This is a genomic window from Providencia sp. PROV252, assembly GCF_033676005.1.
GTDB lineage: Bacteria > Pseudomonadota > Gammaproteobacteria > Enterobacterales > Enterobacteriaceae > Providencia > Providencia vermicola.
In genome coordinates, this window is record NZ_CP096294.1 from 2,730,295 (window position 1) to 2,744,557 (window position 14,263).

A 14,263-nucleotide genomic window follows, 5' to 3' on the forward strand; every position below is an offset into this window, starting at 1 on the left:
AAATCAATTTATTGATTTTCGGCTAATAACACAAAGCAGGAAAAACCACGTTTTTATCCTGCTTTGTCAACAACATCAAGGGCGCTCAATCAATAGCGCCCTCATTTTTTAACGAGTTGGCGCATAACTCGCTGTAAAAGCAATACGCACAAGCAACCCACCCAATAATTCACTTTTGAGTAATTGCGGTTCCGAATCGTGGTAACTGGCAATATCTTTTACTAACGCCAAACCAAGCCCAGCGCCCTCTTTACCCAATGCATTATTCAATCGTGTGAACGCCTCCATAGAACGGCTAATTTTCGCATCGGGGATACCAGGACCTGAATCCTCAATTTCTAAAACAAGCTGCTGAGTACTTTCATTATTCACTACACGCACCGTCACCACACCGCCTTCAGGGGTATATTTAATGGCATTATCAATTAAATTGGCGCACATCTCGGCTAGCAAAATAGGTTCGCCTTTAATCCAAGCGCTATCAAGACCTTCATAGCCTAAGTCAATTCGCTGACTTTCCGCTTGCCCGAGTCGGGTAAAACACGCCTGATGAACAATCTCCACTAAGTTAATCGCCCTGTATTGGCTAACCGCCGATTTTTCATGTGCTTTTAAGCGGGACAATTGCAAAAGTCTGTCTGTCAGCACAATGGTGCTATCCAATGTTTGATTAATCGCTTGTAAACTTTGCTGGCGTTGACTTTCATCACCGCTATTAATGGCAACAGACACTTGCGTTTTTAACACCGTCAGTGGGGTTTTTAATTGATGGGAAGCATCTGCACTAAAGCGTTCTTGCCGCCTAACCATGCGTTTTAACCGTGAAATATAACGGTTGAGCGCCTCAATTAATGGTGATAAATCAGACCATGGCAATAAATCAGGTAATGGCGTCAAATCATTTGCTGAACGCCCTAACATCAAATTCGATAGTTTCTTTAGGGGTGTCAAAAGCTTACTTAATAAGATATAGGCAAGTAACAGAGTTAAAAACACCACTGTTCCTTGGCTCATTAATGCCGATATTAATAATTGATTAGCTAAATCTTGCCGTGAATAGACCGTTTCTGCCACGCGAATTTCCACCATTCCCGTGATCCCACCTTCATTAATAGGCTGAAAAAATGTCGCAATCCGAATAGGTAAACCTCTATATTCAGCATCATAGAAATAAACCAATGCAGTATAATGCTGAGAACGCATCCAATAAGGGGGAATGGGAGGTAGGTCATCATAACCCGAAATAGTTTCACCATTGGGGGAAATCACTTGGTAAAAAATTCTGTCGTTATTGTTCAATTCAAAACTGTCGAGAACAACATAAGGTACACTCACTGATAGATGATTATCAATGACTTGTAACCTTTCCGCAACCGTTCTTGCAGAAGCCAAAAGCGTGCGATCGTAGGCCAAATTCGCGGCATATTTCGCACTATAATAGTGGGTATACACTGAAAAACTACCCAATAAAATGAGCGGGATACCGAAAAAGAGCAGCAACTGATGAAAGAGAGAGCGTGGATGAGAGACTAATTTCATACACTACACTGCTCTAGTCGGTATCCCAATCCGCGTAACGTATTGATATTAACATCTGAACCCGCTAATTTTTTTCTCACGCGGTGCACATATAATTCAATACTTTGTAAATTGGCTTCATCTGACAACGAAAAAACCTGCTCAAATAGTTGTGTTTTTGAAACAGGACGCCCTCGTCGATGGAATAAAGTGTTTAACACCGCATATTCCCTTGGCGTAAGCCCTAATGGCTCTTGGCGCAATAAAAAATAACCTTCCTCATGGTAACACAGAGAGCCAAAACGCTGAGGTTCATTAACCTGCCCTTGGCTGCGCCTTAAAAGTGCACGAATTCGCGCTTCTAGCTCTGCGATATCAAACGGTTTGGTGAGGTAATCATCCGCCCCTGCATTCAATCCCTGCACGCGATCTGCCACGTCAGAGTTTGCCGTTAACAGTAAAACTGGCGTTTCTTGGTGACGTTTGCGCATTTGCGCCAAAACTTCAAGCCCACTCATTCGTGGAAGTGATACATCCAGAACAACTAAAGTATAATTTTCTGTCTGTAACAGCTGATCCGCAATCGCACCATCAGGCGCAACATCCACGGCAAAACCAGAGGATGTTAAAGCCTTTTGTAACCACAACGACAATTCATCATGATCTTCAACCAATAAAATTCTCATACGCACACTCATTATTATTACTTATTGGTATACGTTGGCATTACCCATCATGAATGAAAAGCAGTTGTCATCATTTTTACTGTATTCATCACAACTATGACGTTGCAAGTACGTTAACGGTGTTAAATTAACATTAAATTAACATAACAAAGAAGCAAAAATATAAAACAATCTGATATATATCACATAAAAATAATATTATTTGTTAATGAAAGGTAAATGAAAGCTTCCTCGGCCAATCATGAGCTCGCAAACACAATAAGAAATCTACAAGTTGTTCCTCTAATTATTGGCTTAGTAAGGAAATAAAGAATGAAAAAGTTCACATTAAACACCTTAGCAACAGCAATATTTTTAGTTGGTATGAACTCAGCAGCCGCGCTCCCTGAGCGGACTGAATGTATCGCCCCTGCCAAACCGGGGGGTGGGTTTGATTTAACTTGTAAGCTCGTCCAAGTTTCCATGTTGGAAACCAAAGAAATTGAAAAACCGATGCGAGTGACCTACATGCCTGGCGGAATTGGTGCGGTTGCCTACAATGCCATCGTGGCACAGCGCCCTGCTGAACCAGGTACGATTGTCGCTTTTTCTGGCGGTTCGCTACTCAATCTCGCTCAAGGTAAATTTGGTCGCTATAACGAAAATGATGTTCGTTGGCTTGCCAGTGTGGGCAGCGATTACGGCATGATAGCCGTGCGTGCTGACTCCCCGTATAAATCCCTCAAGGATTTAATGGATACCTTTAAAAAAGACCCCAATAGCATTGTCTTTGGTGCAGGCGGCTCCATTGGAAGCCAAGACTGGATGAAGACCGCGTTACTCGCTAAAGCCATTGATATTGATCCGCGAAAAATGCGCTATGTCGCCTTTGAAGGCGGCGGGGAAACTTTAACCGCATTATTAGGTAACCATATTCAAGTGTTATCGGGGGATATCAGCGAAATGACCCCGTATATCAATGAAGGCAAAATCCGCATTCTTGCCGTGTATGCAGACAAACGTCTTGGTGACGGTTTAGCGGATATTCCAACTGCAAAAGAACAAGGGTATGACATTGTTTGGCCGATTATTCGCGGGTTTTATATGGGGCCAAAAGTTTCCGATGCAGATTACAACCAATGGGTTGAAGCATTCCAAAAACTCCAACAAACCGACGAATTCAAAAAGCAACGCGAACTGCGCGGGTTATTTGAATACAACTTAACAGGGCAAGAACTCGATAGCTATGTGAAAAAAGAAATCGAGCAATATCGTGAGCAAGCCCGTGCATTTGGTTTAGCCAAATAACGGAGCCGACGATGAGCCAACGCATATTTGCTCTAGTCTGGCTGATATTGTGTGTCATCGGAATTTATATTGGCTGGGGGATCCAAAGTGAGTTCTCTTATGAACCATTGGGCCCCCGCCCATTTCCGGTTGCCATACTCTCCTTAATGGCGATTTGTGCGCTTGCCTTACTGTTTGGTAAGCAAGAAGCCGTTGAGTGGCCAAAACCTTATGTACTGCGCCGCCTTGCTCTATTAATTTTATCCTTAGTGATTTATGCATGGGCGTTTGAGTGGCTTGGTTTTCCAATCGCCACCAGTTTATTGACCATCAGTGTCGCGCTGTTATTTGGCGCAACCCCCATCGCTGCGGTGATTTCGGGGCCTATTCTTGGCATTTTCCTCTTCTATGCCTTTGATAAGCTGTTGGATGTGACTCTGCCCATTGGCAGCCTACTGAGTTAAGGAGCGACAACATGGAAACTTGGATGTATCTATCACAAGGTTTTGAGGTTGCCCTTGTTCCTCAAAATATCTTGATTGCCTTGATAGGCTGTTTTATTGGTACCGTAGTGGGTATGTTACCTGGTTTAGGCCCCATTAATGGCGTGGCGATTTTGCTGCCACTGGCCTTTGCCTTGAAGCTCCCTGCCGAGTCTGCACTGATCTTGCTCGCCACCGTTTATTTAGGTTGTGAATATGGCGGACGAATCTCCTCTATTTTACTGAATGTACCTGGTGATGCCGCCGCGATAATGACCACGTTAGATGGTTACCCGATGGCAAAACAAGGTCGAGGTGGCGTGGCACTGTCCATTTCCGCAGTCAGTTCCTTTATTGGTTCAACCATTGCCATCGTCGGTATCATTTTGTTCGCCCCACTACTTGCCCAGTGGTCACTCGCCTTTGGGCCAGCCGAATACTTTGCATTGATGGTATTTGCCATCGCCTGCCTAGGTAGCATGATGAGCCAAAACCCAATTAAATCGCTACTCGCTGCGCTAATTGGTTTGTCTCTTGCCACTGTTGGGGTAGATGCCAACTCTGGGGAATACCGTTTTACATTTGATAGCGTGCATTTATCGGATGGCGTGCAATTTATCGTTGTCGTGATTGGTTTGTTTTCTGTCAGTGAAATTCTATTGATGTTAGAAAGCACGGCGACTGGGCAAGGCCTAATTCGTAAAACAGGCCGAATGTTGTTTAACCGTAAAGAAGCCAAAGCCTGTGCTGGCCCTGCCCTGCGCTCGTCATTTATTGGTTTCTTCGTTGGGGTATTACCTGGCGCTGGTGCCACGATTGCCAGTGCCATCACTTACATGACTGAGAAAAAAATCAGTGGTGAAAAAGGTGACTTTGGTAATGGTGATGTACGAGGTGTTGCCGCACCAGAGGCAGCCAATAACGCTTCTGCGTGTGGTTCGTTCATTCCGATGTTAACCCTTGGGGTGCCAGGTTCAGGGACAACCGCCGTCATGATGGGCGCATTAACCCTGTATAACATCACACCTGGACCTGGTATGTTCACTGAACAACCTGACATCGTCTGGGGGTTGATTGCCGCCCTACTGATTGCCAACGTGGTGTTGCTAATTATGAATATCCCGTTAATTGGCTTATTCACCCGTATGTTGACTGTGCCCCTGTGGTTTTTAGTTCCTGCCATCGCTTGTGTTTCTGCGGTAGGGGTTTATGCAGTTCACAGCACCACATTTGACTTACTGTTGATGATGGGGCTTGGGGTATTTGGTTTTATTTTGCGGAAAATGAACTTCCCCCTTTCCCCGCTGATTTTAGGCTTTGTACTCGGTGAAATGTTGGAGCAAAACCTGCGCCGTTCGTTATCTATCAGCAATGGTAATTTCGATATTCTCTGGAGCAGTACCATTTCACAAAGCTTATTAATCCTTGCGGTGTTAGTACTGGTACTGCCACCAATTATTAAGCGCATTCGTAAACGTAAACAGCAACACGCTCTCTCTTAGCTCGCCCCTGCGAGTACCTTCTCTGTAAAACTTTGCCCCAGATTGCTTTCGGGGCATTTTTTTGCTTATCAATAAACAGGAAGCTCTATGTAACTCAGCAATTTCACATTATTATTGTGTGCGCTTTCGCCGTAATATACATACTTTGACTCTGGAATTGGCATGGGCAGTGGTGTTTTAGGGTGTTTAATAAACAGCGGAAACGGCTTATTATTGTTAGATACACATTTAATTTTAACTGCGAATAGGCTTTTAATGCTGTTTATTAAAGCACTACCTAAAATTTTTAAGTCATTTTTCCAAATTTTGCATCGTGTGAAATCCATATTAGCCCCTTTGGTTAACTTTATTTACGTGAGTATTATCGCATTCACTCAATAATAATAATGTCATAAAGTGAGGTTTTATTATTCGAATCGTTAGATGTAAATGTTTAATCAGATAAAGACGATTGGCGAAATAACAGGTATCAATTAGCTTATAAACCCCATTCATTAAAGTAATAAGCCTTATGTTTGATAGATTATTTTTTGTTCTATTTAATATCAAGCCCAAACCGTTAGCGCATATTCGCACTGTTGAGGTGTACGATGAAACTTACGTGATCCACAGCCAAAACCCCGTTATCATCACTGAAAAAGACAGTGGTTATATTCAAATAAAATCATTTGGAAAAATGTTTATTTATTGCGGGAAAATGCTGCATGTCAGCGTGAGAAAAAATACCAGTTCAGTGACTATTGGCTGGGCAAAAGGGAAGAGCCAAATTTTTGAAGTACGTAAGAATATGAAAGACACACCTAAACAAACCAACTCCAGCCATTCAAACTCAAGTTATGTTCCTCCCTATTATGGCAGCTCATCCAGTGATGATAACCCTCGTTCAAATAGCCATTTTTGTTCCACTGATAGCTCAAGTTCAGACTGTTCTTCATCAGATTCAGGTGGAGGAGATGGCGGTGGCGGTGATTAATCCAATCAATGGCAGAAAATGAACTGCCATTGATTTTGTTTACTCTAAAAATCAAACCTTAATTCGATTCTATTAGCTGAGATAATATTATTGAAATGTGATTCATCTTCTTTCATTTTTCTTTTAATGATGTCTTTGATGTCATTGCTTATACTATTATCGACATGAACCACTGATGTGTGACTTTCTGGTTTAATAGAAAATATAATAGGTAATTCAATCTTTTTAGTTTCTGAGTATAACTTATTTATATAAGACGAATAGATAGCTGACAACCTTTGTTCATATTTTGCTTTACGGCTATCATTCACGTCTAAATTATGAACCTTTTTCATTTGTGAATTAAATGCCTTTAAAACATTACCTTCTGTTGGTTGCTCAATCGCTTTAATCACTTTTGCAGAGGTTGCGCACTTATTTTTTGTTTCTAATAAAGGAAAACAGTGACCACAACCTGATAATTCCGTATTAACGCCCATTAAAGCCGCAGCGATCCCAACAGTGATTAAGCCTGCATACACAGGAAGCATGACCAAACCTGACGCAATTTCAGCCCTATTATTGCGTATTCCGTTGTGTATTTGATGGCCAGTTAAAGAAAAGCTCATCTACAATCCTTGTCTTGATAATTAAAGTGAGCGGTATTTATAGCTCACCCGACAAAGAGCGTCTTTCAAAAAAAGAGGAGACAATATATTGTTTTATAAAATAAAAAAGCGAGATCCAAAGACCTCGCTTATCAATAATTCACTTATATGAATGATATAAATTACGCTTTATATTTGCTCATCACTAATGTGGCGTTAGTACCACCAAAGCCGAAGCTGTTTGACATCACAGTATTCAACGCTTGTTCCGTTGGTTTAGTGACGATGTTCAAACCCGCCGCTTTATCATCTAAGTTTTCAACGTTAATACTTGGCGCAATAAAGCCGTGCTCTAACATTAACAAGCTATAAATTGCTTCGTGTACACCTGCAGCACCCAATGAGTGACCGCTCATGGCTTTCGTTGCAGATATAGCAGGAGAGTGATCGCCAAACACTTCTTGGATAGCTTCTAATTCTTTGGTATCACCGACTGGTGTTGAAGTCCCGTGAGTATTGATATAATCAATTTTATCAATGCCTTGCATTGCCATTTGCATACAACGGACTGCGCCTTCACCCGATGGAGCAACCATATCAGCACCGTCAGATGTTGCACCATAGCCCACGATTTCAGCGTAAATATGCGCACCACGCGCTAATGCGTGCTCTAACTCTTCAACAACAACAATACCACCGCCACCTGCGATAACAAAACCATCACGGTCTTTGTCATAAGTTCTTGATGCTTTATCTGGGGTTTCATTGTACTTGGTAGACAATGCACCCATTGCGTCGAACTCACAGGTCATTTCCCAACTCAGCTCTTCGCCACCACCTGCAAAAATAACATCCTGTTTGCCCAATTGAATTAATTCAACCGCATGGCCGATACAGTGCGCAGATGTAGAACAAGCAGAGCTGATTGAATAGTTTACACCCTTAATTTTAAACGGTGTTGCTAAGCAAGCAGAAATACCCGATGCCATTGCACGGGTTACCATATAGGGACCCACGCCACGTAAACCTTTAGCACGCATACCGTCGGAACCTGCAACTTGGTTACGTGGAGAACCACCACCTGAGCCGACAACAATACCTGTGCGTAAATTCGAAACTTGTTCTTCAGTTAAACCTGAATCCGCAATCGCCTGCTCCATAGACAAGTAAGCATACGCGGAGCAATCACTCATAAAACGATACATTTTACGGTCAATCAGGTCTTTAGGATCTAAATTTTTGACATTACCCCAGACATGGCTACGTAGCCCTGCCTCTTTGAATTCTTCTGAGAAAGTGATCCCGGAACGACCTTCCTTCAGAGAAGCTAGTACTTCTTCCTGGTTATTACCAAGGCTGGAAACAATACCTAGACCAGTGATGACTGCACGCTTCATTCGTTACCTCATGTCTATAATTATATGATTGCGGGATTACAGGGTGTCACTTTAGCTTACACTTGTACGCTGAACAAGTCCGATCAGGGTAAATTTTTGTATTTTTTTCTCTAATGCAGTAATAACACTTTTTTATGACGGTAGCCTTACATCGCTATCAGCGTTAAAATTTAGTCATTATTTAGTGATCATAGGCTTTATTGTGAAAAAGAGCACAGTACAAACCGCACGCCTTAGCTGGAATGATGAAGGCACTCCCATGTCTGAGCAATTTGCAGATATCTATTTCTCTAACCAAAATGGGTTAGAAGAGTCCCGTCATGTTTTTTTACAAGGAAATCATTTTCCTGGGCGTTTCAAGACACATTCTGATGAAACCTGTGTAATTGCAGAGACAGGATTTGGTACTGGTTTGAATTTTCTCGTTTTATGGCAGTCTTTTATACAGTTCAAAGCGCAAAATCCACAATCCACTCTCAAGCGACTGCATTTCATTAGCTTTGAGCAATTCCCCCTGACAAAAACAGACTTAATTGCCGCACATCGCTGTTGGCCTGAGCTTTCAGCATTATCAGCAGCATTATGTGAAAACTGGCCACCTGCATTAGCGGGTAATCAAAGAATCATTTTGGATAATGGCAATATCACATTAGATTTGTGGTTTGGTGATGTTAATGAGCAAATATCTCTTCTTAAAGACAATTTAAACAATAAGATAGACGCTTGGTTTCTTGATGGATTTGCACCATCTAAAAACCCTCAAATGTGGAGCGAACACTTGTTCGCTACAATGGCAAAACTGGCACGAAAAGACGCGACATTTGCCACATTTACCGTAGCAGGTTTTGTTAAGCGAGGGTTACAACAAGCTGGGTTTACACTGAAAAAAGTCAAAGGATTTGGGCAAAAACGAGAAATGCTAACTGGGGTATTAGCCGAAAACAATCACCAACACACAGCACCTTGGAGCAAAAGATACCCCGCAGATAACCCAAATGATGTTGCTATTATTGGCGGGGGGCTTGCCAGCTTAACAGCAGCGTACTCACTCATGAGACGTGGTGCCAACGTCACATTGTATTGCCAAGATACTGACGTTGCCCAAAATGCTTCGGGTAATCGCCAAGGGGCTATTTACCCGTTACTCACAGGTGTAAATGACCCGCTCGAACGTTTTTTTGTAAGTGCTTTTCCCTTTGCCAAACGCTTTTATCATCAGCTTGAAACTATGGGAATTCCCTTTGATGGTCAGTGGTGCGGTGTTACTCAATTGGCCTATAACGAAAAAGTTGCCCGTAAAATTGCAGGTATGTTAGGCACCAATTGGCCTGAAGATTTTGCTCTGGGTAAAACCCATCAGCAGCTTAATGATATTTGTGGTGTTGATGTCAATTACGATGGTATTCATTATCCATCAGGTGGCTGGTTATGCCCTGCTGAACTTTGTGAAGGGCTATATTGCTACTTGAAAAATAGTGGCGTTCAATTTTATTTTAATCATAACGTCACGGCATTAGAGCAAGCCAATAACCTCTGGAAATTACAAATAAGCACTTCTGAAAAAAAAGAGCTAACACGTGTACACTCTACTGTCATTATTGCTAATGGCCATAAACTACGCCAATATTCACAAACTGTTAATTTACCCATTAACCCTGTCCGGGGGCAAGTCAGCCATATACCAACGACCCCTACCTTACAAAAACTTAAAAATGTGTTGTGTTTTGAAGGTTATTTAACCCCCGTGGACAATACCGGAAAACAACATTGCTTAGGTGCCAGCTATCAACGGGATCACCTTGATTTAGATTATAACGAAGAAGAGCAGCAAGCTAACCGCCAAAAGCTCATTGATAACTTACCAGATGCTTCATGGCCTCATGAGATTGATATTTCACACCAACAATCGCGCCAAGGTATTCGTTGCGTTATACGTGACCATTTTCCACTCTTGGGAAATGTGCCAAATTATGAGCAACATTTAGCGGCTTATCATGATTTGCAGACAAGAATTGCCAAAAATCAGCCAATTGATGATGCCCCTGTTTACCAAAACTTGTATATCTTTGGTGCCTTAGGCTCAAGGGGACTCTCGACCGCCCCATTGTGTGCAGAAATTCTTGCCTCGCAGATTTTTGGCCAGCCTTTACCATTGGATGATGAAACCTTGGCTGAATTGAACCCTAACCGCTTTTGGGTGAGAAAATTGCGGTTAGGTCGCCCTGTAAAAATACCGTACTAACAATCAACTAGCAGCATCAGAAATACGAAGCCTGATTTAGGTCAGTTTAATAACCATTGCACAACGGTCTTTTGCAGCGAACCCTGCGTTGATTTCATATTGCAAAATATCACGCAGGACTTCGGTTAACTCGCTTTCATTCAGTATTTCAAAACCTAATCGCTGGTAATAAGGGGCATTCCAAGGTACATCACGGCAAGTGGTCAAGGTCACAGCCATGATATTACGAGCTCGAGCCGCATCCAGAACCTGTTTAATCAATTGCTTACCTAGCCCCTGCCCTTGCCATTGCTGGCTGACAGAAACCTCACAAATATGCAGGCTATCATGATGGTTTTCAGCATTAATAAAACCAATCGGTTCACCGCTATCATTCACTGCCACCCATTCTAATTGCTCGGCAATACAATCAAGATGGTCTTGCTCGGTTTGTCCATCTCCTTCAGCAAGCCACTTATATTTTTCGATACTCGTAAATGCCTGACCAGCGGAGGCTTCAACAGCAGGGAGGTATTTGGCATCTGCCGATGTTGCTAAGCGAATATGCACCATAATGTCTACTCATCACAAAATTTAGCTAACAAAAAAGCGGGTATCCCCGCTTTCAATTCATAACACAGAAAATTAAATTGCGTTATTTAATAAGTTTTTCCACATACCTAGAACCAAAATTTGGTCAGGGGGTGTTAACTCACCTGCTTTAATGGCGGTTTGAATGCTGTCTTCTACGCGTTGATACAGCGCTTCTGAGCTGGTTTCGTTTTCTTCTTCAAGCTCAGCCACAGCAAGGGTTAAGTGACCACGCAGGTAACCGCCTGCGAATAGTTCATCATCGCTAGCATGTTCAACCATATCATCAATTTTTGTCAGTATGCGTGTTTCTAAATCCGCAAGCATGCTTAATCCTTACTTTAGGTGAGTCAATTAGGCAAAAATATCTTCCGGATACGGGAAGTCTTCTGCACAAAGTGGAGGCGTATTGTAAAACGATTGTAACGCATTAATAAAGCGTAATGGGCGCTCAGGAATGCCATTTTGCAAATAAATCATCACTTGTGCATGAACTTTGCGCATAAATGCAATGCGATCGGGTTCAAAATCCCCTTCTAAATTATCGCAACTGACATTAAAGGGGATCCCCACTGCAACACAAAATAGCCAATCGAGGGCTTGAGGTTTAATTTCAACGACTTCAAACTCACATTGTGTTTTTTCATCACGCCCATCTGGACAATACCAATAGCCGTAATCCACTTGTTGGCGTCTTGCATCCCCTGCAATACACCAATGAGAAATCTCATGTAGCCCGCTGGTAAAAAAACCATGAGCGAACACAATTTGATGATAAGGAACGACCTCATCAGCTGGTAAATAAATAGGCTCATCGTCCCCTTTTACCAGTTTGGTGTTATAGGTTTCACCAAAGCATCCATCAAAAATATCAATCAAATCCTGATAATTATATTTACTCATGAATAATTTAAATCATCTTAAAATAATGAAAGGAACCAAGCTTTAATGACATCACCATGGCTATCGTGGAGTAACTTAATACTCATTAACAACGAAATCACCACAATCATTGGCCTGATCAGTTTTTGTCCTTTAGTTAATACCAAACGGGCACCTAACCGTGCACCGATCATTTGGCCCGCCAGCATAACAAAACCAAGCACCCAAAGAACATGACCTCCGATAATAAAAAACACTAAAGAACCAAAATTGGAAGCAAAATTAAGTAATTTGGCATGGGCAGTCGCTTTAGCCAGATTATAGCCGAGCAATAACACATAGCCTAATGCCAAAAATGACCCCGTACCTGGCCCAAAAGCCCCATCATAGAAGCCTAGAGTCATACCGATTGCAACGCCAAAAAATGGCATACTGACACGTTGCTGTCTATCTTGTACACCGATTGATGGAGTTAATAAAAAATAGAGACCAACACAGATAACTAATACTGGGAGTAATTGCTTTAGGAAGGCAGTATCAATCATTTGAATAACAATCGCACCGAGCATCGCACCAATCATTGTCATAATGAAGGGGAAGATTTGCTCACGTAGGTCAATCGCTTTACGCCTGACAAAATATAAGGTAGAAGAAAAGGAACCACCAACCGCTTGGAGCTTATTGGTTGCTAACGCTTCAACAGGGGTGATCCCAACAGATAATAGCGCTGGGATTGTTAATAAACCGCCCCCACCCGCAATGGAATCGATAAATCCAGCGAAAAGTGCAACAAAGAAAAGTAAAGCATAAACTTCGGGTGCAACGGCGGTCAGCCAATCCATTTTTCAATCCAAAATGAGAAATATCATGATGTTGGTACGTAATCTATCGCAACCTTGCGTTGCAATATCACAACCCAGATGAGGTGTTTTTAAGGAGGCATCATCCAAACCTCCATATTAAAAGAGCGACTAACCGCTTCGCTCTTTCTATAACATTAACTACTTTTTACTATTATTCAAATGGTTGCATAGCAGGAGTTACATCAGCACACTGGCCGCGGTGACGCAAGTAATGATCCATTAGCACAATCGCCAGCATCGCTTCTGCAATAGGCACGGCGCGAATGCCTACACAAGGGTCATGGCGACCTTTCGTGATCATCTCCACTTCGTCACCATCACGATTTAATGTTTTACCTGGAACTGTAATGCTCGATGTCGGTTTTAAGGCAATATGGGCTATTATGGGTTGGCTGCTGCTAATTCCCCCTAAAATCCCCCCTGCATGGTTAGATGCAAAACCTGAGCGGGTAATTTCATCTCGGTTTTCACTGCCTTTAAGCCCAATAACACCAAAGCCATCACCAATTTCCACGCCTTTAACTGCATTAATGCTCATTAGTGCGTGAGCAATATCAGCATCTAAGCGGTCAAAAACAGGTTCCCCCAATCCAGCGGGGACGTGCTCTGCAACAACGGTGATTTTGGCACCGATAGAGTCACCTTCTTTTTTCAACCCACGCAGTAACTCATCAAGGGCATCTAATTTATTCGGATCAGGGCAAAAGAATGGGTTCTCTTCAACGATTGACCAATCTTTAATTTCGCACTCAACAGGCCCCATTTGGGTTAAACACCCTCGAATCTGAATACCTAATTTTTCTTGCAGATATTTTTTCGCAATTGCCCCTGCCGCCACGCGCATTGCCGTTTCACGGGCAGATGAACGCCCGCCACCTCGATAATCACGCTGGCCATATTTTTGCTCATAGGTGTAATCCGCATGCCCTGGTCTAAAGACATCTTTAATCGCACCATAGTCTTGCGAACGTTGGTCTGTATTTTCAATCAATAGACCAATGCTTGTCCCCGTTGTGATGCCATTAAACACACCTGAAAGAATTTTGACCTGATCGGGTTCACGGCGCGCTGTTGTATAGCGTGATGTGCCTGGGCGACGACGGTCTAAATCGATTTGTAAATCAGCTTCTGTCAGTGCTAACCCCGGAGGTACGCCATCGACGATGCAACCTAATGCCACGCCATGTGACTCACCAAATGTCGTCACACGGAACAGTTGCCCAATTGAATTTCCAGCCATCGGAGTTTCCTATTTTAAGCCGTTCTTGAATACCAAGAATGTGGTTAATAATTAT

At 42.5% G+C, this 14,263-nt stretch carries 15 protein-coding genes; 5 read left to right on the plus strand and 10 right to left on the minus strand.

Features of this window, described 5'->3' with window-relative positions:
* Nucleotides 1-108 precede the first annotated feature (108 nt).
* Together M1F05_RS12600 and tctD are read right to left on the minus strand one after the other, a co-directional pair.
* Complete coding sequence (locus tag M1F05_RS12600; RefSeq protein WP_206082385.1) at nucleotides 109-1,539, minus strand: sensor histidine kinase; 1,431 nt, start codon at nucleotides 1,537-1,539, stop codon at nucleotides 109-111.
* Entirely contained in the window at nucleotides 1,536-2,204 is a 669-nt protein-coding gene (gene tctD, locus M1F05_RS12605; protein ID WP_206082386.1) for a transcriptional regulator TctD, read from the minus strand. The genes M1F05_RS12600 and tctD overlap by 4 nt, the downstream gene beginning before the upstream one ends.
* Before the next feature lie 312 nt (nucleotides 2,205-2,516).
* Between tctD and M1F05_RS12610 the strand changes: the two genes are divergently transcribed.
* The 3 genes from M1F05_RS12610 to M1F05_RS12620 are packed head-to-tail and all read left to right on the plus strand — an operon-like array spanning nucleotide 2,517 to nucleotide 5,454.
* Complete coding sequence (locus M1F05_RS12610) at nucleotides 2,517-3,491, plus strand: Bug family tripartite tricarboxylate transporter substrate binding protein (RefSeq protein WP_206082387.1); 975 nt, start codon at nucleotides 2,517-2,519, stop codon at nucleotides 3,489-3,491.
* A gap of 11 nt (nucleotides 3,492-3,502) precedes the next feature.
* Nucleotides 3,503-3,934, plus strand: a complete 432-nt coding sequence (locus M1F05_RS12615) for a tripartite tricarboxylate transporter TctB family protein (RefSeq protein WP_206082388.1) — start codon at nucleotides 3,503-3,505, stop codon at nucleotides 3,932-3,934.
* An 11-nt stretch (nucleotides 3,935-3,945) separates the two neighbouring features.
* Nucleotides 3,946-5,454, plus strand: coding sequence for a tripartite tricarboxylate transporter permease (locus tag M1F05_RS12620; protein WP_206082389.1), 1,509 nt, complete (start codon nucleotides 3,946-3,948; stop codon nucleotides 5,452-5,454).
* Between the two features lie 68 nt (nucleotides 5,455-5,522).
* Here M1F05_RS12620 and M1F05_RS12625 read toward each other — a convergent pair whose 3' ends face one another.
* Entirely contained in the window at nucleotides 5,523-5,780 is a 258-nt protein-coding gene (locus M1F05_RS12625) for a hypothetical protein (protein WP_206082390.1), read from the minus strand.
* Nucleotides 5,781-5,965: 185 nt separating this feature from the next.
* On the opposite strand from M1F05_RS12625, the gene M1F05_RS12630 reads away from it, so the two are divergent.
* Complete coding sequence (locus M1F05_RS12630; protein ID WP_206082391.1) at nucleotides 5,966-6,427, plus strand: hypothetical protein; 462 nt, start codon at nucleotides 5,966-5,968, stop codon at nucleotides 6,425-6,427.
* Between the two features lie 44 nt (nucleotides 6,428-6,471).
* On the opposite strand, the gene M1F05_RS12635 is transcribed toward M1F05_RS12630, so the two are convergent.
* Together M1F05_RS12635 and fabB are read right to left on the minus strand one after the other, a co-directional pair.
* Nucleotides 6,472-7,035, minus strand: coding sequence for a hypothetical protein (locus M1F05_RS12635; protein WP_206082392.1), 564 nt, complete (start codon nucleotides 7,033-7,035; stop codon nucleotides 6,472-6,474).
* 161 nt (nucleotides 7,036-7,196) lie between these two features.
* Nucleotides 7,197-8,411 carry a beta-ketoacyl-ACP synthase I gene (gene fabB, locus M1F05_RS12640; protein ID WP_206082393.1) on the minus strand — a complete coding sequence of 405 codons (1,215 nt, stop codon included), beginning with the start codon at nucleotides 8,409-8,411 and terminating at the stop codon, nucleotides 7,197-7,199.
* A 202-nt stretch (nucleotides 8,412-8,613) separates the two neighbouring features.
* Between fabB and mnmC the strand changes: the two genes are divergently transcribed.
* A complete protein-coding gene (gene mnmC / locus M1F05_RS12645) occupies nucleotides 8,614-10,653 on the plus strand; it encodes a bifunctional tRNA (5-methylaminomethyl-2-thiouridine)(34)-methyltransferase MnmD/FAD-dependent 5-carboxymethylaminomethyl-2-thiouridine(34) oxidoreductase MnmC (RefSeq protein ID WP_206082394.1) in 2,040 nt (679 codons plus the stop codon).
* A 36-nt stretch (nucleotides 10,654-10,689) separates the two neighbouring features.
* Here mnmC and M1F05_RS12650 read toward each other — a convergent pair whose 3' ends face one another.
* The 5 genes from M1F05_RS12650 to aroC all read right to left on the minus strand — a co-directional run bounded on the left by M1F05_RS12650 (nucleotide 10,690) and on the right by aroC (nucleotide 14,208).
* The gene (locus tag M1F05_RS12650; RefSeq protein ID WP_206082395.1) at nucleotides 10,690-11,205 is read right to left on the minus strand and encodes a GNAT family N-acetyltransferase; all 516 of its coding nucleotides are present in this window, start codon (nucleotides 11,203-11,205) and stop codon (nucleotides 10,690-10,692) included.
* Between the two features lie 72 nt (nucleotides 11,206-11,277).
* Nucleotides 11,278-11,550, minus strand: a complete 273-nt coding sequence (locus M1F05_RS12655; RefSeq protein ID WP_047756281.1) for a YfcL family protein — start codon at nucleotides 11,548-11,550, stop codon at nucleotides 11,278-11,280.
* 27 nt (nucleotides 11,551-11,577) lie between these two features.
* Nucleotides 11,578-12,126 carry an elongation factor P hydroxylase gene (locus tag M1F05_RS12660; RefSeq protein WP_206082396.1) on the minus strand — a complete coding sequence of 183 codons (549 nt, stop codon included), beginning with the start codon at nucleotides 12,124-12,126 and terminating at the stop codon, nucleotides 11,578-11,580.
* Nucleotides 12,127-12,143: 17 nt separating this feature from the next.
* Nucleotides 12,144-12,947, minus strand: a complete 804-nt coding sequence (locus M1F05_RS12665) for a TSUP family transporter (protein WP_206082397.1) — start codon at nucleotides 12,945-12,947, stop codon at nucleotides 12,144-12,146.
* 172 nt (nucleotides 12,948-13,119) lie between these two features.
* A complete protein-coding gene (gene aroC / locus M1F05_RS12670) occupies nucleotides 13,120-14,208 on the minus strand; it encodes a chorismate synthase (RefSeq protein ID WP_206082398.1) in 1,089 nt (362 codons plus the stop codon).
* Nucleotides 14,209-14,263 lie beyond the last annotated feature (55 nt).